Origin of the sequence: Arcticibacter eurypsychrophilus, from assembly GCF_001730525.1 — a bacterium.
Lineage (GTDB): Bacteria > Bacteroidota > Bacteroidia > Sphingobacteriales > Sphingobacteriaceae > Arcticibacter > Arcticibacter eurypsychrophilus.
In genome coordinates this window covers 1-23,199 of sequence record NZ_MDFN01000014.1, presented here as the reverse complement: position 1 = coordinate 23,199, position 23,199 = coordinate 1, and the positions used below count along the sequence as shown (strand labels likewise).

The window sequence follows — 23,199 nt, the reverse complement described above, 5'->3', positions numbered from 1 at the left end:
TTGCAGCTTTCGTTTATTTAGCTAGATTTGCAATGCTCGTGTCAGATCTTATGTCACAAGAGGGCGTTTAAAAGTATTAATGTTTAACTGTTAAACGAGATTAAATGGTGAAAAAAACGATCATAGCAGTCTTAATTGCTATAACTTATGTGTCTGGAGCTCAGGCACAAACAAAGAAAACTGTAGAAGACCCTGACAACCTTGCCAAGGACTACTTTTCCCAGATTATGGGAATCGCCGCATCGGCTACTTCAAATGTAAAACTTTACCAATTTGTTTATGACTGGATTGGGACGCCGTACCGTTTAGGTGGCGACACTCAAAGAGGCGTAGATTGCTCAGGTTTTGCATTTCAGCTGTACGACAAAGTGTTCAACACAGTTATCGGAAACAACTCCAGAAACATTTTTACTATGGTTAACCCTGTAAGTAAGGATGAATTAAAAGAAGGAGACCTGGTATTTTTCAAGATTAAGAGCCGTGCGATTTCGCATATAGGTGTATATCTGGGAGATAACAAGTTTGCTCATGCTTCATCAAGCAGAGGTGTTCGAATCAGTAATCTTAACGAATCCTACTGGCAACGTTATTATTACAAGGGAGGAAGACTTATTGAGTCTTTGAAAGAACAATTGTAAGTTGTTCAAAAATGAGGATTGATCTGAAAGCATAAGCTATTCATATCAATCCTTTTTATATTTTATTTACATTTTAGCTACATCGCCAGTATTTCTTACTAAGCCAATTCCAGTAAAGAAGAATACTAATCCCAAAACCCCATATACGATTAGCTCCCTTGGAGTGCCTGAATGTTGCACAAATCCAATTGCTGCGTAAATAAGTCCCACAATTCCTAGTATAGTCAATATAGTTCCAAAAGTGCGTTTTAAGTTCATGTTGAAGATTTTAGAATAGGTATGCAAATACATTGCCATACCTCTTTTTTCGGAAAAAGTTCCATTGAAATGTAAAATGAGTTGTATAAATTGAGAAAAATCGAACCTATTCTTCCTTCGCATATTGCAGCGTCATCTTTGCCACCCTTTCTTCCAGTGTCTCTGTAGTCAGTTTTTCCCTCAAACGGTCCACTAAAATAGGAAATGCAAAAGGAGAAGGTTTTTTACAATTGGTTATAATAACCTTCAAGCCCTGAATTCGCTGAAGTGCGGCCCTCAGGCGGAACTCCTCCAATTGAAATTGCAGCGCCTCATTATACGCCTGTCTCACCAACACGTTATCCGGCTCATACTCATTAAACACATCAAATAGAAGAGAGGTAGAGGCCTGAAGATGTTTATTTTTCATGGTCTTGCCAGGGTAGCCCGTGAAAACCAATCCTGCAATGTGCGCAATATCCCTGAACCTCCGTCTGGCCATTTCATTCGCATTTAAACTACTTTGTATGTCCTCCAGCAAGTTTTCTGAGGTAAATAGACCCTTAGCAATGGCCTCTTCCAGAAATATCGGATCAGCAGATAACAGCTCAAAACCATAATCATTCATCGCGATAGAAAAACTTGCATTCTTGATCTTAGACAAGCGGAACGCAAATAAAGAGGCCATTCCCTCATGGACCAGCCTTCCCTCAAAAGGGTAAAAAAACAAATGATGACCGTCCCTGGAATCAAAACGCTCAATCAGAAACTCTTCACTCGTGGGCAAATGTGAAATCCTGGCCTGCATATCAAAAAGAGGACGCAGTGTCTTCACCTCAATATCCTTTTCAATATGATGCGCCACCTCATCCAGCTTCGTCCGAAACATGGCCGAAAGCTGCGACGATAGCGGAAGTCGCCCTCCCATCCAGCTTGGAATCCGACCACTTGTCCGGTTCGACTTCTTTACATAAGCCGTCATCTCCTTCACCCGCACCAATTCAAGGCTCCTGCCGGCAAACCAAAAGTTATCTCCCACCTTCATCCGGGCAATAAAATCCTCTTCCAGCGTACCGAGGTATCCTCCTGTAACAAACTTGACCCGGATACTCACATCGCTGACAATAGTCCCCATGGTTAGCCTGTGCCGCATCGCCACCCTTCTACTATTCACTTTATACCAGCCATCCTCTATCTCCACTTTAAGATACTCGTCATATTTTGAAAGGGTTTTACCTCCCTTGGTAATGAAGTTCAGGATCTGCCCATACTCTTCCTCCCTGAGGTCCGAAAAGGCATAAGTGGACTTCAACTCCTTAAAGATGACCTCTGCACGAAACCCATCGGACACTGCCAGCGTCACCAAATACTGCATCAACACATCCATGGCCAGTATGATAGGATCCCTGCTTTCAAAGATCTCCTGTTCAATCGCCTCCTTAATGGCTGCACCTTCTAGAAGCTCCAAAGAATGCGTGGGCACAAACCAGGCGTACGAAGTTGCTCCCGGATGATGTCCGCTCCTTCCCGCCCGCTGCATAAAACGGGCGACACCCTTAGGACTTCCAATCTGGATTACTGAATCCACCGGCCTGAAATCTACTCCTAAATCCAGACTCGAAGTACAGACCACCACTTTAAGCAACCCCTGATGCAAAGCAACCTCCACCCAGTTTCGCAATTGATTATCAAGCGACCCATGATGCATGGCCATAATTCCCGCATACTCCGGATACTGATCCAGAATAGCATGATACCAGATCTCCGATTGCGAACGCGTATTCGTAAAGATCAATGTAGTTTTACTCTTCGCGACAATCTCCATCACCTGGGGTAAAAGCTTAATCCCCAGATGTCCTGCCCAGGAGAATTGCTCTATATTTTCCGGTATCACCGATTCAATGTGAAGCTTTTTACCCAGGTTCGCGCGAATAAGCCTAATACCCGATGGGTCAGCATCATGCCCAAGCAGCACTTCTGCCGCTTGCTGTAAGTTACCAATCGTCGCACTGATGCCCCAAATTCGCAAACTTTTACGACCAACACTTTCATCCTTGTGGAGGATTGCCTTCAACCTGGAGAAACCAAGTTCCAGTTGCACACCCCGTTTAGATCCCAATAACTCATGCCATTCATCAGCCACTACCACCTGCAGGTTTTCAAATAGCTTAGGGTAATTCTTTTGCCCAAGCATCAGGTGCAAGCTTTCCGGAGTAGTTAGCAATACCTCCGGTTGTTTCCTTTGGATAGCCGCCTTTTCCTTTGCGGTAGTATCTCCCGTGCGACTAGCAATCGTCCAGGGCATTTCCAGGTCATCCACCACCGTTTGCATCGCTTTACGGATATCATTAGTCAACGCACGCAAAGGAGTGATCCAAAGCATCATTAGGCCGTTATTCTTACGTGTCTTATAGGTATCGGGATAACGGTTAATATATTCCGCAATAATTGGCAGGAACAAAGCGAAGGTTTTACCACTTCCCGTAGGGGCATTTAACAAACCGGAATATCCCGCTAAGTAAGCAGATTGCATCTCCTTCTGAAAAGCAAACTGCTTCCATCCTTTTTGCATAAACCAATCCGATACTACTTTCTCTCCTTTACTCATTAAAAGTCCTGTTGCACAAAAATTCCTTTATTAAGTTTAACCCAATAACGCCCGAAGTACCTCAATATGGTCGGCGTCTTCAATTTTCTTGTCATGCCGCCAGCGTAAGATCCTTGGAAACCGAAGGGCTACTCCTGATTTATGCCTGTTGGATTGATTAATCCCCTCAAACCCGATTTCAAATACCAACCCAGGTTTAACTGTTCTCACTGGTCCAAACTTCTCCAGTGTATTTCGCTTCACATACTGATCAACCTGACTCATTTCCTTGTCCGTAAGTCCGGAATAGGCCTTCGCAAAAGGAACCAATTTATCTCCATCCCATACCGCAAAAGTATAATCACTGTATAAATCAGCCCGCCGGCCATGCCCCTTCTGCGCATAGATCATCACCGCATCAACCGAAAGCGGATCCACCTTCCATTTCCACCAGTCCCCTCTCTTCCTTCCCGTCTGATAAACCGATTCAATCCGTTTCAACATAAACCCCTCCGCAACGTTCTCCCGGGATTGCAACCGCAGCGCATACAAATCCTTCCAGTTGGAGAAAGGAACGATTGCTGAAAGCCTGAATATATCCTGATGCGCACTCTGCGCATGAAGCTGCTCTAAGATAGAACGACGATATTTCAATGGCATCGATCGGATGTCATCGCCTTGAAATTCCAGACAGTCATAAGCAATAAAGGCCATTGGACTATCCGTTAATATTTTCTTCGTCAGGTTCTTTCTGCCGATCCTGGTTTGCAGCACATTAAAAGGAAGAGGACATTCCCCGCTGAAACAAATCGCTTCCCCATCCAGCACCGTTCCATCCGGAAGTTCCGTTATAAACCGATGTAGCTCCGGAAACTTATCGGTTACCAAATCTTCACCCCTGCTCCATATAAAGATTTCCTTTCCCCTGTAAATTGCCTGCGCCCTGATGCCATCCCATTTCCATTCGGCCTGCCACTGCTCTGGGTTGCCCAAAGCTAGCTCCATCTCCTCTGCCGATTTAACCTGAGTGGAGGTTTCCTGAATTGGGTAAGCCAGACAAAACGGATAGGGTCTGGAAATATCCTCTGAAGCATCCTGTTCCTGCATTAAATCGTAGAAGCTAAAGAGCAGCGGATCCCACTTTCCCATAATGCGGTGGGTCAGTACAGAAGCATCCAGTCCTGAAATTTCAGCCAACGCCTTTACAATTAAACTTTGGGAAACCCCTATACGAAAACTGCCCGTCAATATTTTATTAAACACAAAACGCTCCTGTCGATCCATTACATCCCAGGAACTCACCAGCCACAGCTTCCGCTCCTCTTCTTTCAACGTAGCCAGACTATTTATTTCTGCAATCCATTCCGTTAGGGACTTATCCTGCGAACCTTCCGGCTCCGGTAAAAGCAACGCAATCGTTTCGCCCAAATCGCCTACCACATGATAACTTTCTTCAAACAGCCACACCGGAATGTGCGTCAATTCCATTGCCCAGTTTTTCACCAGCGTAGAATTGATTTGCCTCTTAGGCTTCCGTCCGGTGAAAAGTGCCAGCGTATTGATCTTATCCGCATCCGGAACATACATAAAGTAGGCCTTTAGAATTCTAATCTTCTCATTTGTTTTATTCGTTTCATCCAGATCAGCGAAAAGCTTTGCAAAGTCCTTCATCCCTTTTCCTCCAAACTTGTTTCGTTATTTTCCTCTTCTTCCAGTCCGTATTGCGTATTGGCTTCAAAGGCATTTAAGCCTTGTTCCCTTAGATAACGGGAAAAGGAAGCCGTTGAACCATGCGTTAAACAGACTGATTCGCATTCAGAAGCCTTTATCGCGGTAATCAGTCCATCCCAGTCCGCATGATCCGAAAGCACAAAACCACGGTCAGCTGCCCGCCGTTTTTTAGCACCCCTGATAGACATCCAACCAGAGCAGTAACCAAAAGATACAGAAGGAAAACGCCTCATCCAAACTGAACCCACTGCCGAAGGGGGACAGATTACCAATCCGCCACGAGCATTTTCCCTTACAAATTCCGGCGTAACTCGTTGCGCTTCCGGCAAATGAATACCATTTCGCTCCAGTGCCTCATTGGTATTGGCAATCACCCCATGCAAATAAACCTTTCCAATGGACAGATCCAGCCCCTGCAAAATACGTTGCGCCTTACCTAAAGAATAACCAGCAATGAAAGTGGTTCTCCCTTCAGTGGCATTAAACTTCCACCATTGATTCATGTCGTCATAGATCTTCTGCTGAGGTTGCCATTTATAAATGGGCATTCCAAAGGTACATTCCGAGATGAACGTATGGCATTTAACCGGTACAAAAGGGGTACTCAGGCCATCATCTTCCAGCTTATAATCACCTGAAGCCACCCACACTTCCCCTTTATATTCAACCCGAACCTGTGCCGAACCAATGATATGCCCGGCTGGATAAAAGCTTACTTTAACTCCATTAATCAGCGTTTCCTGCTCATAATCCAACGTTTCCAAAGAGATCTCTCCCAAACGGTAATACAACACTTCCCTGGAAAGACGATGTGCCAGGTAATGTTTATGTCCCCAATACGCATGATCAGAATGGGCATGTGTAATTACGGCACGGTCCACAGGCCGCCATGGGTCTATATAGAAATCTCCCGCAGCACAGTAGATTCCCTTATCATTAAATTGGAGCAGAGGTTGGGTCATATGAAGATAAACCACTGGCTGACGGATATAGTTTTACTGATAAAGGTATATTAAAACTTAAGTCAAAGCATTATGAAATTAAGGAAAGATTAAGGGTGATGCCACAGTGATGCCACGGTGAGGCCACAGTGAGGCCACGTTTTTGCACTAAAAGGTGGCTTCACTGTGGCCTCACCGTAGTATCACCCTAGCTTCAAGGGTAAGCTGGCCTTAATCTTTCCTTAGGCTATTCATTAATCAACAATCATCTAATACCTACCAAAGATTCAATAAGATAGAAAGCTTGTAAGCTGCCAGAAAAAAAGAACATACAAGTCCTCCCCATTTCTTTTCTATAATGGCTATCCTATTCTCGCTTCATCTTCCAAAGTAATTCAGGAAAATAACCCGCAAAAAAAAGGGCACCCTTCTCAAAAAGAAAAGATGCCCTATTTTAAAATAGTATTCTAATGCCTAATACACCATCGTAAATTGACCGGTTTGGTTTAACCGGATAAAGTCAGCCATTGTTTTCAAACTTTCGTCCTGTACAAAATCATACTCATCACTCTTTTTCACTTCACCTTTTTTAAGTGGAGGCAGGCCTTTTATTGCACGTCGTTGGTTATCTCTGACAAGTGATCTGGCTTCCTGAACTTCACGTTCCTTTTTCAGTTTCGCTTCATTTAAAGTAACCTCAAACTCATTCTCTCTCTTTTTGAACTCGCTGATATCTTCCATCAAATATTTATATTCCGAAGAAGTCTTCATGCGGGCATCATGCAACTTAACCAATTGCAGGTTGATGGGTTTCAAATTAGCTACAGCAGTGTAACTAGCCGGACTAATCGAATCAAAGGGCAGAGCAGATGGCTCAGAGCTTTCTCCATATTTATCAGCAGAAAAGATCATCGGGAACTGAATATCCGGAATTACACCCTTATGTTGGGTACTGCTTCCATTGATCCGGTAAAACTTAGCAATCGTTAAGTTAATCTGTCCGAATTTAGGCCCTTCCGTAGCGGTTGTAGTTTTATCCGTGTCTTTAACCTTATTCAGGAACTGATCTACCGTGCTGATATAACGGGATAAATCCAAAGCAGATTGAACGGTACCCTTACCATAAGTTTGAGTTCCCATGATGATACCACGGTTATAATCCTGGATAGCCGCGGCAAAAATTTCAGATGCAGATGCACTGAAACGATCTACCATAACACCAAGCGGACCTGTCCAGGAAATAGAAGGATCATCGTCGTCGCTTACCTCTGTCGATCTTGGATTACGAACTTGTACTACCGGTCCCTTCTTAATAAACAGACCTGTTAGTTCAATGGCTTCCATCAAAGAACCCCCACCATTTGTTCTCAGGTCAATAACAATACCATCAACTTTATCGCGCTTCAGGGTATCGATGATCATACGAACATCACGGGTTGTACTTTTATAATTCGGGTCACCAGCCTGGTAATCCTTGAAGTTCATATAAAAAGCTGGGACTTCAATTACACCAATTTTATACGTTTTGCCGTTTTGGATAATGGTTTTAATGGTCTTTTTAGCAGACTGATCCTCCATGACCACTTTATCGCGTACTAAAGTCACAATTTTAGGCTGAGAAGAAATCTCCTGACCTGCAGGAATGATTTTCAAACGTACAACTGTTCCTCTTGGACCTTTGATCTTAGAAACGGAGTTGTCTAATCGCCAACCTCTGACATCTACAAACTCACCCTCTTTCCCTTGTGCTACACCCAGGATTTTATCATTTACATGTAGTGTTTTTGCTTTAAAAGCAGGACCACCCGGCACAATTGAAATAATCTTGATCACTTCGTTTTCAAGTTGCAAACTAGCACCTATCCCTTCAAAGGTACGGGACATCTCTTCATTGAATGCCTGTGCCCGTTGCGGGATAAAGTAATTGGTATGTGGATCAATCGCCTCTGTAAAGGAGTTCATGATCACCTGAAAAGCATCCTGATTATTTAATTTCTCAGTTTGAGACAAGAGGTTTTTATATCTGGTTTTTAAAGTCTCCCCGTTTTTCTTTACGTCTGTGCCGGATAATTTCAAGCTCAACAAATCAGACTCCACCCTTTTTGACCAAAGCTCATTAGAAGCTTCGATAGAACTTAACCAGGGTAATTTTTCCCGATTGTAGGTATACGTTTCATTTTTCGTAAAATCATACGGTTTATCCACCTGTGTGAGCGAATATTTCAAGCGATCTGCATAACGAGTTTGGAAAACATTGAAAATATGAAAAAAGGCAGAAAGATCTCCATCTCTTAAATCATCATCAAAGGTAAAGCGGTATTTTTCGAAATTCTTGATGTCGGATGCTAATAAATAACTATGTCCTTCGTCCAATTGTTTCAGGTATCTATCCAGAACCTGTGACGAAAGGGAGTCGTCAACTTTAACCTTTTTGTAATGGGCACCTTCAATAATCTTGACTAATTCTTTAGCAACCAAACTTTGTGAGGCATCAGGTTTTAATCCCTCCGTATCCGTGTCAACCCGGGGTGTGGCATTGCAGGCGATAAATGCCACTGTAAACAAAGCCAGGAATATTTTTTTCAGCATTTCTTTAAGAGATTTAAAATCCATTTCTTACAACCTATCTACTAATTCTATACCAATTATATGTATAAACAAAAAAGAGGCAGTTAAGTACCGCCTCTCTAACACTACAATATCAAAAATAGTATTAATTGTTTCGTAGTCTATAATAATATTACATTCAATAGAATAAAAAGCAAAATTATAAAGTCATACCTTTTATTAAATTAGCTCTAAGTCGGCTATATTCATCTAAGGCAGAGCCTGCTGCGGTATAATTACCAAGTTTATTATACGTTTCACCCATATCACCTATAATTTCAACCAGTTTTATAGGGTATTGATTTTGAATAGCAAGTGATTCTGCTTTTTTATAGTCGCGAAGAGCATCCTGATGGTCTTCAAGGGCATTTTTCACTTCAGCCATATGAATAAGGCTACCAATTAAGGCCTGTTTGTCATTCAATTTTTCGGCAAGGCCATGCGTTTGAATACAGAACCACTTGGCTTCAGAATAGCGCTTCTGACTATAATACAAGACAGAAAGGCTTTGAAAACATTTCATTCTGCCTGCTTTATTTCCCAAACGAGTAAATCCAGGTAACGCTTTTTTGATGATATTATATTCAGCCTCATCATATTTGTTTAGCAATAACTGATTCTCTGCTAGTTCCAAATAAGCATCTGCCACAAGAGCAGGTTTTCTTAAAGCGGTAAATAATTGAATCACCGACTTGTTTTGAACAAGCGCTTTTTGGTACTCACCAGAGATCTGATAGAGAGCAGCAAGGTTGGATGAAATAGACGCCATTCCTTGTTTATCATTTACCTTTTCTTTGAGGCGCAATGCTTCATTGAAGTAATATATAGCCTGTGGAATATTGCCTTTTTTACCGTAATAAACCCCATAGGTATTTAAAATCAAAGCCTGACTTTTGTCATCGCTGCTTAATTTATAATCTTCAAGTAAAAACTTCAGGGTAGTTAACATATTCTCCTGCGGCTCCTGAGAAATCTCAGTTCGGTTTAGCAGGGAGTGCAGCATCAGCACATTCTGATACTTGATTAAATCTGCAGTTTCATCCGCTTTTTTCCGCAAACGCCTGTTTATTGCTTGCCTGCGCAAAAGAGCAGAGTCTACTGGAGGCGATGCATCAAAATAGATGGGTCCAACTCGTTTTACATTGCTGGTAACCCGTACAGAATCCTGTCCGGCTGCCTTCACTAATCCATTTGCAATCAGCGTACCCACTAATGCAAGAGTTAATAAATTTTTAATCATATATAAATCCTGAACTTAATCAAAGATACGCATATATAACTATTTAGGTTACAAGTTATTGTATGGAGGCTTTTCTTTTGAAGACGCCGACCGAATCATTTAGCTAGTTAGATTGGCTTCGGGATGCTTGGGATGCTGATTTAGTACCCACACTGGCATAATAAAAAGAATATCCTTTTTTTACATTGGCTATCATAGTTGAATTATTCATTTTAAGGGCCAGTGCATTGGCTTCTTTCAGGTCGCGCAAAGCAAGCTTATTATGGTGGATAGCTATCTTAACTTTCGACAGATTAACCAGGGAGGTGATGACCCCTTTTTGATTATCTAAATTGCGGGACTGCGTATTGGCTTGAATAAAAAACCATTTCGCTTCAGAATACCTTTTTTGTTCAAGGTAGATACGTCCCAATAAATCAAAACACCCTATCCTTCCGTTTAGATTGTCCGCCGACCGATATAGGCTTAACGCATTTTGTAATATCAGAGATGCTGCCTGTTTATATCGTGTCTGGATTCTTCTTATTTCAGCAAGCTTAACGTAAGCATCAGCCAGCGTACTTTTTTCATTAATTACATCGTATATATTGGTGGGGATGGAACTGATGTATCCCGCTGCTTTTTGTACATCTTTTCGTTTGACCAGTACGGCTATAAGGATATTGACGGTTTTTGCTGCCTTCGCATATTCCTTTTGAATTTCCTGAACTTGTAAAAGTAGCATATAATACTTCTCTGCTTCGATCAGGGTATTGTTTTTCCTGTAATTGGCAGCAATCTGACCGATAACCTCTTCCCGTTTGGCTGTATTCCCGGCCTTGTGGTATAACATTTCGGCTGCAAGGAGTTCGGAAATTGCCTGTTTAGTAAAGCTTTGTTGAAACATGACCTGCGCGATCGCCATGTGAAGATTGGCTTCCTGCTCCATATCTATATCATGGTTCAGGGTACTGATACTCTCCCGAAGGGCTTTAATTTTGGCCTGCGGGCTCTGTTCAGGCGTTATTTCAGCAGGGATCAACTCCAGTGTGTCTGCATTATTACTTGCAGATGCGCTGGTAGAATAAAATACGAAGAGGGCTAAAGCAAGGTAAAAAGATCTCATTTATATACAAAGAAAGTAACTCATAAACCTTGTATCTATAAGAAAGTTTCAACTAGAGTAGAATAAGCCGCCCATACCATATAAGGATGAGTATCTGAATGATAGATTTCGCCTTTAGAGGTAATGCCGATGATTCCTGCAAAGCCATCATAAGGCTTCAGTTCGGCCATTGTTTTATCAGTGGCCTCCTGAAGGGAAAACCCATCAGTTACACGGGTTACAATTTTAGCAGCAAGAGCAGCACTGACAATATCTTCACCCACTCCGGTGCAGGAAATCCCGGCAAAAGCATTAGCATAATTGCCTGCTACAGTGGCAGAATCGCTGATTCTGCCTGGAACTTCAAAGCCTTTTCCTCCAGTGGAGGTGCCCGCAGCCAAATGGCCTTGTGCATCCAGAGCCACACAACCTACAGTTCCTGTACGTACCGTTTGTTTCAGCTTCAATTCATAATCCAGCCTTCGCTCCACCGTTTCCGGATCATAGAACCGGAATCCATTTTTCCGGGCAAAAGATAATGCTTCGGGGCCACCCAATACACGGTCATTATAATCCATCAAAAGGCTGGCTACATGAATCGGATTTTGGATATCCTCAATATTTATGACACCTGAAAACCGTTGCGTGTGCCCATCCATCAAAGCAGCACTCATTCTGATCTTTCCATCGCTCTGTATTTGAGAGCCAAGACCTGCGTTAAATAACTCGCAATCTTCCAATAGGGCGACGGCATATACAACTGTTTCTACGGCAGTATGAGACAATAAATAGGCATGGGATTGTTCTGCAATCTTTTTTAAAGCCTTTTGCTTACTGCGTTTTACCTCGTTGTTGGCTGTTGATTCACTGAAAAAACCTCCTTGAATGATAATTTTAGGCACCATTAATCGTAATCTTTAATTTTAAGGTATACATCATCCTCAATCTGGATTGCTTTATTAATAATAAGCGTATGCTTTTGGAGATCGTACTTGTCATAAATTGACATGACATGCACTTTCAGATTATCAATAGATACAGGAGAACCAATTTCAACGTCGTAGATACTGGTTTCATTGATGTATCGCCCGTCCACTAATATTGTTAAACCGGCACCTATTGCTTCCATACAATCGCCACCTGTAATTAAAAGGCCAGCATCTTCTCCCAGACCCACTCCGAGCATACCGGGATTACTGGCAACGGCATAAAATAGTCGTCCTATCCGTCCCCTTTGTACAAAATGAGTATCAATGATTACATTGTCTATGAATCCAAGTCCCCCTGTGATCTGCACTTCCCCTTTTAGCAAGGCTTCACTGCTGCTCCCTCTGTAAATCATATTCGTAGAAGCGGCTGCAGCTCCTGCAGAAGTTCCGGCGATCATAAACTCATCTTCAATGTATCTTCTCTTCAGGATGCGGTGTAATTCTGTTCCGCCTAAAATGGCGCTCAAGCGTAACTGGTCTCCTCCGGTAAGCATAACAATATCAGCCTTTTTGATCCGGTCAACCGTATCCTGCGTATTGGCCCCTTCTCTGGAACTGATATCAAGTACATCTACCTGGTTAACCTGCAACTGGTTAAACGACTTGATGTATTCTTTTCCTACAATCTCCGGAATCTTAGATGCGGTAGTAATCACTTCCACTCTAGAATCTTCGCCTTTGGCAGATTCCGTGATCATTCTTTTAAGTATGCCTCGTTCAAAGAATTTAATATAGTGAGGGTGACTAATATCTTCATTGTAACTCAGGTAACTACCTAAATCAACTGCACCGCCAATGATAACTAATTTACCTTTCGGGACCATACTTCGAATTTTTTTAATGCGTACCTATTAAATATATCAAAAAAATGACCATTTAGTTTTTTTTGAGGGCATTAAAAAAACTTTTATACTTGTTTAAGGTTACACGTGCGTTAATATAGATTCTACATTATGCAAATTCAGAGTATCCAGGTGCTCAAGGGACCAAATATTTGGTCGGTAAAAAGAAAGAAATTAATACAAATGCGCCTTGACCTGGGGGAAATGGAATATAGGCCAAGCGATACTATTTCCGGATTCAAGGAGCGCTTACAGGAACTCATTCCAAGTTTAAAAAAGCACCACTGCTCTGAAGGGCACGAAGGAGGTTTTTTTGAGCGGGTGCATGATGGTACCTGGATGGGTCACATTGTAGAACATATTGCGCTGGAGATTCAAACACTCGCTGGTATGTTTGCCGGATTTGGCCGGACAAGAAGCACCAGTACAACAGGTATTTACAATGTTGTGTTCACCTACGTGGCCGAGCAAGCAGGAATCTATGCTGCCCAGGCGGCTGTACGGATTGCTGAGGCTTTGGTTGTTGGGGAGGAATATGATCTCAAAGCCGACATCAGGCAACTGGAAAGATACCGGGATGCGGATCGTTTCGGACCAAGTACAGGTGCAATCATTGACGAGGCCGTAAAAAGAAAGATTCCTTTTACACGGTTGAATACAGCATCACTAGTACAATTGGGACAAGGGAAAAATCAAGTCAGGTTCCGCGCAACGATGACGGATAAAACTAGTAGTATTGCGGTCGATATTGCCGGCAATAAAGAAGAGACCAAGCGTTTACTGAAAGAACATGCCATTCCTGTAGCGGATGGAAGTACAATCACGACCCTGGAGGGCTTAAAAAAAGCGATCAAAGAGATTGGCTTTCCATTGGTATTTAAACCGCTCAATGGAAATCATGGGCGGGGTGCTACCATTAACGTGAATTCGGAAGAAGAAGCTACTGTTGCATTTGAACTGGCACGAAAGATATCTCCAAAAGTAATTGTAGAACGTTTTATTAGAGGATCTGATTTCCGTGTACTGGTTATTAATTATAAAGTAGTGGCTGCTGCACTACGAAAACCGGCTCATGTGATCGGGAATGGAAGAGATACGATCCAGCAGCTTATTGAAGAAGAGAATAAAAATCCAAAGCGCGGTAATGGTCACGAAAATGTGCTGACCAATATTCTGATCGACCAGGATACAAATGAGATGCTGCGCAAGGCAGACTTGACATTAGATTATGTTCCGGCGGAAGGAAAAACGGTTAACCTTAAATCTACGGCAAATATAAGTACTGGTGGTACGGCAGTAGATATGACAGATGAAATCCACGCTTTAACTGTATTTACCTGTCAGCGGATAGCAAAAGTGATCGGCCTCGATATTTGTGGAATAGATATTATGGCAGGGGACATTTCGCGGCCTTTACAGCAAACCAACGGGGTGGTATTAGAAGTGAATGCAGCTCCAGGATTCAGGATGCATTTAGCACCAACGGAAGGCAAACCTAGAAACGTGGCTGCCCCATTTATAGACATGCTCTATCCAGAGGGTAAGTCGTCAAGAATTCCAATTATCGCAATTACCGGCACTAACGGCAAAACTACGACCACCCGATTGATTGCTCATATTATTAAGAACTGCGGTTATAAGGTTGGATATACCACATCAGATGGCATCTACATACAGGATATGATGCACAAAAAAGGTGACATGACTGGTCCCACTAGTGCAGCTTTTGTTCTACAGGATCCAACGGTTGAATTCGCCGTTTTGGAAACTGCCCGTGGTGGGATCTTACGTTCCGGTATCGGGTTTGATTTTTGTGATATTGCAGTGATTACGAATATCCAGGAGGATCATCTCGGAATTTCAGACATCCATACCTTAAAAGATTTACAACGCGTAAAGAGTGTATTGGTAGATACTGTATGGAAAAATGGCTGGGCGGTTTTAAATGCGGATAATCCGTATTGTGTCAATATTGGCACGGATACCACGCATTGCCAAGTTGCTTATTTTAGCATGTATGCTGACAATCCGGTTATCATAGCGCATTGCCAGAATGGTGGATCTGCTGCTATTTTAGAGAACGGGAACATCGTTTTGATGAAAGGCAGTTTGAAAATAACGCTGAGCAGTCTGCAGAATGTTCCGATTACTTATAATGGGTCTGTGGCATTCATGGTACAAAACGCGATGGCAGCAAGTTTGGCGGCCTATCTCTGGGGATTTCAAGTCGCGGAGATCCGTACTTCTATTGAATCATTTTATCCTTCCACCGAACAAACGCCTGGAAGAATGAACTTATTTGAGTTCAGTGACTTTAAGATCCTGGTTGATTATGCGCATAATCCGGACGGTTTAATGGGAATTAAGCATTTCATTATGAGCATGAAAGCATCCAGAAGAACAGGGGTTATTTCAGGAACAGGCGACAGGAGAGATGACGATATCCGGCAAATGGGGCGCATTGCTGCAGGCATCTTTGATCACATCATTATTTGTCAGGAAAAGTATCTTCGGGGACGAACCAAGGAAGAAATTGCTGCTTTGCTCCTCGAAGGGATCAAAGAAGTTGCGCCTGATAAATCGGTTCAAATAACGGGTACAAGTGATCAAGCGTGGGAAGCTGTACTGAATGAACGACATCCAGGAGAGCTGATTACGATTATTAGTGATTCCATTAATCATGCTTATCAAAGAGTAAAACGTTATCATGAGAGTCTGTCCTGATTAAAAGACTATTTCCCTTTTTTAAATAACAATTTAAATGATTAAACGTTATTGATTGCGTAATAGGTCAATGTGATTGTTGGCTTAATTGTGATAAGGTTTAGGTTAGAGCGTTGCGATATTTTTCGTGACGCTTTATTTTTTAATTATGTCTTCCTTTTACAAAAGCGCTCGTAAACAGACCTGCAAATAATAAACCTACAATAGCCCCAAAAAAGGCATAAAGGAGTGAAGAAGTTGTCACCCATCCCGTTAATACGCCAAAAACCATTGCGATAATAAAATAATATCCGTTTGTATTTTCTTGCTTTGAATTTTCCATATAATGCTTTTATCAAAAATAGAAAATATTTAGGTTTTTTTTTAATCCTAATGCGTACAATTTATCAGATTGATACACAATCTCATTCGCGGTTGAAACAATTGCTTAAAAATCATCCTTTAGTCATAAATATTAAAATGGGTATATCATTGTTACAATTAATCAATCGATTGATTAATTGTAACAATGATAAAAGAAGATAAAAAAGAGATCATTTTAAATCATGCCGAAAGACTGTTTTCGGAGAACGGATACGATGGAGCATCTACCAGAGCCATAGCTAAAGACGCGGGTGTAAATATGGCTATGCTCAACTATTATTTCGGTTCGAAAGAAGGTTTATATAAAGCAGTTTTCGTACGAAAGTTTTCTGGTTTTCATGAGTCTCTTTTACAGATTATCAGTTGTCCATTTTCATCATGGGAAAAAATTACCCGGTATGTAGATATATATGCAGATCGGATTGTGAAGCATAATTGTTTTCATCGCCTGATGACTTATGAGTTATCCATACAGCAACGGTCAGATATGACAAACATCATCGTTGACCATCTTTTGAAGAATATAAACATTGGCAAATCAATAATAGAAGAAGGGATTAAAGAAGGCGTGTTCAGGAAAGTAGATCCAGAAATGACCATAGCCACTATTTTCGGCTCTATGTATTATGTGGTCCATTTAAAGAATATTACATCAGCCTTACTTGATGTAGATATGCACAATCCTGAAGTCGTTATAAACGATATTAAACCCCGAATAAAAAAACACTTAGCTGCATTATTAGAAGCCCATCTGAAAGTATAATCATGAATCACTATATCTATCACCTTATGCAAAACAAGCTACTCGGATATGCAAGAGTTACTATTACCGCATTGTTACTTCTCAGTTTAAGTGAGGTATCCTTTGCTCAAACCAAGAGGGCAATAACGATTACAGAAGCAATTGAACTAGGAAAACAAAACAGTAAACAACTGAAGCTGTCACAATCCAGGATTGATGAAGCGGTTTCACGCTACAATCAAACGCTGGATGAGGCTCTTCCTAAGGCATCTGCAAGTTATACCTATAGTCACGCAAACTTTTTAAGCAGTCGATTTGCGCTTCCAGGAACTGCGGATAGTAATGCTTTTGATTTGCCTTCCAAAGCGGATGCTTTTATTGGCACCGTCTCTGTACAGGAACTTATTTTTGCCGGTAACAAATTGCGGTATGCAAAACAGTCCACTAATCTTTTAACGGAGATCGCGAAACTAGGTGCTACCCAAGAGGAAGACAATGTGGTTTACGCAGTGATTAATTCTTATTATAACCTGTACAAGGTTCAACAAAGTGAACAGGTTGTGGTGCAGAACCTGAAATCGATTGACCAACAACTGAAGCAGGCACAACAGTTTTTCAGTCAGGGGCTAGTGACTAAAAATGACGTTTTACGCTTCCAGTTACAGCACAACACGATTGAGCTTACCGGTGTTGATTTGGAAACGAACAAAAAGATTGTAAATTATAATCTGGATATCCTCTTAGGTCTTCCCGAAAACACTGAATTGGAAGTGAGTGAGTTTAAAACCCCTTCTTCCAGTGACTTGATCTTAACTAGTCTGATTGATACGGCAATCGCTTCCAGGGAGGAAATAAAAGAATATGAGCTACGGAATACACTGGCGGAAACGAATATCAAGACCATTAAGGCTGATTTGAGTCCTACACTGAGTGCCGCAGCTAATCTATACTACATCAATCCAAGCGGCAAATTTATTCCTCCCGCCAATACCTTTCTAGCTCCTGTAAGTATTGGAGCAACGGTTGCCTGGAATATAGACCGCCTCTGGACGAATAAGAATAAGATTTCGGAAGCCAGAATTCAGAAAGTAGAAGTAGAAAATACCAGGAACATTACTATAGATCTAGTTAAAACAGAGGTGAATAGGGATTATCAAAATTTGACACGCTCATTATCCCGGATTAGTATTTTGCAGAATTCTATTGAACAGGCTTCGGAAAATGACCGGATTCTGGAATCTAAATACCGAAATAATATCGCATCTGTAACCGACCGAATAGATGCTCAAACACAGCTTTTCCAATCACAGATTAACCTGGAACTGGCAAAAGCAGATGAAGGCCTGGCTTGGTATACTTTACAAAAATCAACTGGATTAATAAAATAATACATCGATATCACGGTAATGAAAGAGAACAGTAAAAAATCAATTAAAATAGTACCCATTATTCTTGCAGTTGTTATACTCATTGGAGCAATAGTTGGTATCAGAGAATATCTATATCTGCAAAACCATGTGGATACAGATGATGCGCAGGTGGATGGAGATATCAGTCCGGTTGTATCCCGCGTAGGCGGCTATGTAGACACAATTCTTTTTGAGGATAATCAACATGTGGAAAAAGGACAGGTATTGGTTAAACTAGACCAGCGGGATTATCAAATTAAGCTGGAGCAAGCACTTGCTGCACAAAAAGGCGCACGTGCTGGTATAGATGTACCAGAATCGCAAATTAATACGACTTCAGCTAGTTCGGCTACAGCACGATCCAATGCCGTTTCAGCGAAAGTACGTCTATAGAGGGCCAGTCAAAATTACACCCGTTATGCCAACCTGGTCAAAGAAGGTGCAGTAACCCAACAACAATTTGACTCAGCAAAAGCAGAAAAAGAAGCCGCAGAAGCCGCCTACCAGGCTGCACAAGATCAATATCGTGCCGCACAAGGACAAGTTGGAACAACACGCTCTCAGTTACAGGTAACAAATACTGGTGTGGATCAGAAACAGGCAGATGTAGACTTTGCTAATTTGCAGTTATCCTATACCACAATTAAAGCTCCTGCATCAGGAATTATCTCCAAGAAGAGCATCCAACCCGGACAACTTATACAAGCCGGACAAACCTTATTTTCTGTCGTGAATGATAATAGCATTTATATCACAGCGAATTTTAAGGAGACACAAATGGAAGATCTTAAAAGTGGATCCAATGTGGAAGTGGAAGTGGATGCATTCCCTGATCATATCATAAAAGGACAGGTTTACAATTTTGCTCCAGCTACCGGAGCTAAATTCTCCTTACTTCCTCCTGATAATGCGACCGGAAACTTTGTCAAGGTTGTTCAGCGGATCCCTGTTAAAATTAAAATTCAAACAGAGGAGCAATTCATGAAGAGATTGCGCCCTGGAATGAGTGTAAAAGTTTCTGTACACACAGACGATAAATAATGGCAGAAGTAGGATTAAAGAAGTGGGTAATTACTATTACAGTCATTACCGCTTCACTGTTGGAATTAATCGATACCACTATTGTAAACGTATCCATGCCCCAGATTCAGGGAAACCTGGGTGCGACACTGGAAGATGTTGCCTGGGTTACAACAGGATATGGGGTAGCGAACGTAATTATATTGCCTATGTCAGGTTGGCTGGGTAGTCGTTTCGGACGGAAAAACTACTTTTTAACCTCCATTATCCTCTTTACAATTGCTTCTTTTCTTTGTGGTAATGCAAAAACTTTAGATGAACTAATAGCCTTCAGAATTCTACAGGGACTTGCCGGAGGGGGACTGATCTCAACGGCACAGGCTATATTACTTGAAACCTGGCCCAGGGAGGAGGTTGGTATTGCAACAGCCTTGTTTGGATTGGGAGCCGTGGTAGGCCCTACAGTAGGACCAACTATCGGAGGGTATATCACAGATCATTTTTCATGGCCCTGGATCTTTTACGTAAACATACCTGTAGGAATTATAGCGGCCTATTGTACGTACACATTTGTACGGATCACGCCTAAAGATGGGAAGGACAAACCGATCGACTGGTGGGGAATTGGTCTACTGGCGGTTGCCGTGGGCAGTTTACAAACTGTACTTGAAAAAGGCGAAAGTGAAGATTGGTTTGCAACCGGTTACATTACAATATTGTCGGTTTCGGCTGTTGTAGGACTCCTGTTATTTATCTGGAGAGAGCAAAGCACAGACCACCCTATTGTGAACTTTAAGATCATGCGGCACCGAAGTTTTAGTGTAGGGATGATTACCTCCTTTATTTTAGGCTTCGGGTTATATGGATCGGTGTTTATATTTCCCATATTCTGTCAGCAGTTGCTGGGCTTTTCGGCACAGCAAACAGGGGAAATACTTTTTCCTGGGGGATTATTTACCATTGTCATGATGCCATTTGTTGGGATTATGTTAAAGAATAAAGTACCGGCCCAGTTTATGGCTGCAGGTGGCATGTTACTTTTCTTTTTATTTTCGCATATGCTGAGTAAATCAACGCTCGCATCAGGGACATCCGATTTCTTCTGGCCTCTGGCAATACGAGGGTTGGGGATGTCACTGCTGTTCGTACCGCTAACTACACTGGCCATACAGGATCTTAAAGGGCCAGAACTAGGACAAGGTACCGGGTTAAATAATATGATGCGTCAGCTTGGAGGTTCCTTTGGAATTGCGGCACTGACAACTTTTATCCATATCAGACAAAGCTTTCACCGGAATGTGCTGATTGAGAATATCAGCAATTACAATCCAGCTTTTACAGAACGGTTCAATCAAATGGTACATAATTTTATGTCGAAGGGCTATTCCAATCTGGATGCACAAAACGTGGCACTTAAAGCCATGAACGGGAATGTAATTAAACAGTCGTTACTTCTTACTTATACAGATACGTATTGGGTAGTCGGATTTGTATTGCTCTGTTCCATTCCATTATTGTTTTTACAAAAATTTAATAAAAATGTAACGATGCCGGTAGACGCGCATTAACAAAAAGACCGTCTTATGGTTACCCACAAGACGGTCTTTACTGATTACAATTAAAAACCTTTATCCTCCGAATCTAAGACAGACGATTCATCCTTCGTGCTGTCTCTAAAGGGGTAAAATCAATTCGAAAGCGGTTAACCTTATAGTAAAATTAAGTATTTTATTTTTATATATAGAATGTTGCAACAACTAGTAATAATTTTATTACAAAAAATCGGCAAGGTTTAGTAAATAATTTTACCTGTTGCAGTAATCAGCGATGCAATACGAACCGCATCAAAAACCCTTTCCTCCTTAGCCCCTAGCTTCATTAGGGAATCCTCGTGCGAATTAACACACATCTCGCATCCGTTTACAGCAGAAACAGCAAGACTCATTAACTCAAAGAATTCCTTACCCGTGATTGGCTTCATCATAATCTGCATTCTGATTCGTGCAGGGATTTGCGTATACTTTTCTTTCTGTGTAAAGTGTCTGAACCGATAAAAAACATTATTGGATGCTAGCAAAGAAGCGCAAGATACCGCTTCAGCAATTTCTGCTTCAGTGGCTTCGTTTTTCTCAGCAAAAGCAGTGTAGAAATCCGTTAAAGGTTTATTGTTGTTGTTTACGGAAATAGAGATCCCGATCAGGCCAATTTCTTTCGCAGACAAATATTCAGATTCAAGTGTACTGGTAAAGTTCACTTTTAAGTCACGAAGATATCTTGAATCAGCCTTTTCAAGCAAATCTAAAGCAGGTGTACGGTAGGTTGTATCTAATTGAATTGTTTTTAACAATTCATCTATTACTTCAGTAGTTTCACTCATTTTATTAATTTTATGTTTTATAAAAAATCCCCGTAAAGCGGGGATCTGTATTATTTTAATAAGGGATCTATATTAGTAGATACTGTCACGCTAAAAACGAATTAAGCACCAATTGTTTCCTGACCTTTTTCCCAGTTACAAGGACAAAGTTCATCTGTTTGCAAACCATCAAGAACACGTAAAACTTCTTTCACGTTTCTACCCACATTTAAATCATTTACACATACCCAACGAACAACTCCTTGAGGATCAATAATAAATGTAGCACGGTATGCAACTTTTTCAGTTGGCTCTAAAATGCCTAATTCTTCTGCAAGAGATTTTGATGTATCAGCAAGCATCGGGAATTTCAAGTCACGAAGATCATCATGATTGTTTCTCCAGGCAAGGTGTACAAATTCTGAATCTGTAGAAGCTCCTATTAAACGAGCATCTCTGTCACGGAATTCGCTATATGATTTATTAAATTCAGCTATTTCTGTTGGGCATACAAATGTAAAATCCTTTGGCCACCAGAATATAACGGACCATACGTTATCATCGTTTGTGAGATATTCCGATGTAATGGTATCAAATTCCTTACCTTTTTCTATACTAACTACTGCTTTTTTTTCGAATGATGGAAATTTTTGACCTATTGTTATCATATCAATTGTCTTAGTTTTTAATTATATTTCAAAGATACCTCGCTTTTGTTGCCAAAGCAACAATTTTAGATTAATATGCTATACGTATTATCAATAGGTTATAAACAAAATCTATAGTACTATTACTAATACTTCTTTAACAGGTTATTTAACACCGCTTTATCATCAATAGTAAGCCCAGGGGACTGATCCGTTGGTATGAAATGCAATTTAAAAGACCGGATTGCAGCTAAAGAATCACTTACATTATAACCAATCAGGCGCAATGCAGCGACTCCATTAAACCCAGTGGGTACGGTATCGAGGAGCGAGTCCGGCCAGTTTCCATAGCCATTCTTCGAAAGCTCCTGCCATGGAAAAAAGGCATTGGGATCCACTTTTCTTCCTGGTGCGATATCCGAATGGCCAATAAAGTTAGCCGTTGGAATTTTATAATTTGTTTTAAGCACTGCCAGAAGCTGCATCAGACTGCTGATCTGGCTTTCCGAAAATGCTTCCGTGCCATTATTATCCAGCTCAATCCCAATAGAGGCCGAATTAATATCGGTTTCTGAACCCCATTTACTATTTCCTGCATGCCATGCTCTAAAATAATCATTGAGCATGTGATGAACGGTTCCGTCTTTACAAATCACGTAGTGGGCGCTCACCTGTGTCCGTTGTAATGTAAATGTTTTAAGAGTTTGCTCGCATGAGTTTTGTGCCGTATGATGAATGATGACGTAATTCGGTTTTCTTAAATTTAAGTTGACCGTTCCAATACTATAAGGAGGAACTTTGCCTCCATAATTCGATACGAGGGGCACCTGGGTAAGCTGTTTTACCAAATCTTTAGCTTGTTTCCTATATAAACGGTTGGTGCTGGCATACGGATTTGAGGAACATCCACAGTAAAAAAGACAAGAAAAAAGCCAAACAGGTAAGATATATTTAGTCATAGATTGTTTTAAAACGCTAAATACGCTTATTTTTGCGTCACCTGAAATAAATTAATTATTGTTGTCCGGTAAAACCGGGATTA

At 41.3% G+C, this 23,199-nt stretch carries 20 protein-coding genes; 7 read left to right on the top strand and 13 right to left on the bottom strand.

Features of this window, described 5'->3' with window-relative positions; genetic code table 11:
• The first annotated feature begins 104 nt into the window (after positions 1-104).
• On the top strand, positions 105-638 hold the full coding sequence (locus BFL47_RS09165; RefSeq protein WP_016196011.1) for a C40 family peptidase: 534 nt from the start codon (positions 105-107) through the stop codon (positions 636-638).
• Positions 639-704: 66 nt separating this feature from the next.
• Here BFL47_RS09165 and BFL47_RS09160 read toward each other — a convergent pair whose 3' ends face one another.
• From BFL47_RS09160 to BFL47_RS09120, 9 genes are all read right to left on the bottom strand, one after another.
• A complete protein-coding gene (locus tag BFL47_RS09160; RefSeq protein WP_069659587.1) occupies positions 705-896 on the bottom strand; it encodes a hypothetical protein in 192 nt (63 codons plus the stop codon).
• Positions 897-1,002: 106 nt separating this feature from the next.
• Positions 1,003-3,483, bottom strand: coding sequence for a ligase-associated DNA damage response DEXH box helicase (locus BFL47_RS09155; RefSeq protein WP_069659494.1), 2,481 nt, complete (start codon positions 3,481-3,483; stop codon positions 1,003-1,005).
• Positions 3,484-3,519: 36 nt separating this feature from the next.
• Positions 3,520-5,133 carry an ATP-dependent DNA ligase gene (locus tag BFL47_RS09150; protein WP_069659493.1) on the bottom strand — a complete coding sequence of 538 codons (1,614 nt, stop codon included), beginning with the start codon at positions 5,131-5,133 and terminating at the stop codon, positions 3,520-3,522.
• The gene (locus tag BFL47_RS09145; protein ID WP_069659492.1) at positions 5,130-6,155 is read right to left on the bottom strand and encodes a ligase-associated DNA damage response exonuclease; all 1,026 of its coding nucleotides are present in this window, start codon (positions 6,153-6,155) and stop codon (positions 5,130-5,132) included. The genes BFL47_RS09150 and BFL47_RS09145 overlap by 4 nt, the downstream gene beginning before the upstream one ends.
• A 453-nt stretch (positions 6,156-6,608) precedes the next feature.
• Entirely contained in the window at positions 6,609-8,723 is a 2,115-nt protein-coding gene (locus tag BFL47_RS09140; RefSeq protein ID WP_245681340.1) for a carboxy terminal-processing peptidase, read from the bottom strand.
• A 178-nt stretch (positions 8,724-8,901) separates the two neighbouring features.
• Positions 8,902-9,981 (bottom strand): tetratricopeptide repeat protein, encoded by a 1,080-nt coding sequence (locus BFL47_RS09135; protein WP_069659490.1) that lies wholly within the window; start codon positions 9,979-9,981, stop codon positions 8,902-8,904.
• Positions 9,982-10,084: 103 nt separating this feature from the next.
• Positions 10,085-11,086, bottom strand: a complete 1,002-nt coding sequence (locus BFL47_RS09130) for a tetratricopeptide repeat protein (protein WP_069659489.1) — start codon at positions 11,084-11,086, stop codon at positions 10,085-10,087.
• 35 nt (positions 11,087-11,121) lie between these two features.
• Entirely contained in the window at positions 11,122-11,970 is an 849-nt protein-coding gene (locus BFL47_RS09125; protein ID WP_069659488.1) for an isoaspartyl peptidase/L-asparaginase, read from the bottom strand.
• Complete coding sequence (locus tag BFL47_RS09120) at positions 11,970-12,878, bottom strand: cyanophycinase (protein ID WP_069659487.1); 909 nt, start codon at positions 12,876-12,878, stop codon at positions 11,970-11,972. The genes BFL47_RS09125 and BFL47_RS09120 overlap by 1 nt, the downstream gene beginning before the upstream one ends.
• A gap of 129 nt (positions 12,879-13,007) precedes the next feature.
• Between BFL47_RS09120 and cphA the strand changes: the two genes are divergently transcribed.
• Positions 13,008-15,620, top strand: coding sequence for a cyanophycin synthetase (cphA, locus tag BFL47_RS09115; RefSeq protein ID WP_069659486.1), 2,613 nt, complete (start codon positions 13,008-13,010; stop codon positions 15,618-15,620).
• Positions 15,621-15,762: 142 nt separating this feature from the next.
• Here the strand turns inward: cphA and BFL47_RS09110 are convergent, their stop codons facing one another.
• Entirely contained in the window at positions 15,763-15,942 is a 180-nt protein-coding gene (locus BFL47_RS09110) for a hypothetical protein (RefSeq protein WP_069659485.1), read from the bottom strand.
• Between the two features lie 186 nt (positions 15,943-16,128).
• On the opposite strand from BFL47_RS09110, the gene BFL47_RS09100 reads away from it, so the two are divergent.
• The 5 genes from BFL47_RS09100 to BFL47_RS09085 are packed head-to-tail and all read left to right on the top strand — an operon-like array spanning position 16,129 to position 20,722.
• The gene (locus BFL47_RS09100; RefSeq protein ID WP_069659483.1) at positions 16,129-16,746 is read left to right on the top strand and encodes a TetR/AcrR family transcriptional regulator; all 618 of its coding nucleotides are present in this window, start codon (positions 16,129-16,131) and stop codon (positions 16,744-16,746) included.
• 26 nt (positions 16,747-16,772) lie between these two features.
• On the top strand, positions 16,773-18,113 hold the full coding sequence (locus BFL47_RS09095) for a TolC family protein (protein ID WP_245681339.1): 1,341 nt from the start codon (positions 16,773-16,775) through the stop codon (positions 18,111-18,113).
• Between the two features lie 18 nt (positions 18,114-18,131).
• On the top strand, positions 18,132-18,527 hold the full coding sequence (locus BFL47_RS20235) for a biotin/lipoyl-binding protein (protein ID WP_245681338.1): 396 nt from the start codon (positions 18,132-18,134) through the stop codon (positions 18,525-18,527).
• Positions 18,528-18,560: 33 nt separating this feature from the next.
• Positions 18,561-19,175, top strand: a complete 615-nt coding sequence (locus BFL47_RS20230) for an HlyD family secretion protein (RefSeq protein WP_245681341.1) — start codon at positions 18,561-18,563, stop codon at positions 19,173-19,175.
• Complete coding sequence (locus tag BFL47_RS09085; protein WP_069659481.1) at positions 19,175-20,722, top strand: DHA2 family efflux MFS transporter permease subunit; 1,548 nt, start codon at positions 19,175-19,177, stop codon at positions 20,720-20,722. Before BFL47_RS20230 ends, BFL47_RS09085 begins: the two co-directional genes overlap by 1 nt.
• Positions 20,723-20,946: 224 nt before the next feature.
• Here the strand turns inward: BFL47_RS09085 and BFL47_RS09080 are convergent, their stop codons facing one another.
• The 3 genes from BFL47_RS09080 to BFL47_RS09070 form a co-directional block, all read right to left on the bottom strand.
• Complete coding sequence (locus tag BFL47_RS09080) at positions 20,947-21,531, bottom strand: carboxymuconolactone decarboxylase family protein (RefSeq protein WP_069659480.1); 585 nt, start codon at positions 21,529-21,531, stop codon at positions 20,947-20,949.
• Positions 21,532-21,632: 101 nt separating this feature from the next.
• A complete protein-coding gene (locus BFL47_RS09075; RefSeq protein ID WP_069659479.1) occupies positions 21,633-22,178 on the bottom strand; it encodes a peroxiredoxin in 546 nt (181 codons plus the stop codon).
• A gap of 125 nt (positions 22,179-22,303) precedes the next feature.
• Positions 22,304-23,116 (bottom strand): N-acetylmuramoyl-L-alanine amidase, encoded by an 813-nt coding sequence (locus BFL47_RS09070; RefSeq protein ID WP_069659478.1) that lies wholly within the window; start codon positions 23,114-23,116, stop codon positions 22,304-22,306.
• Positions 23,117-23,199 lie beyond the last annotated feature (83 nt).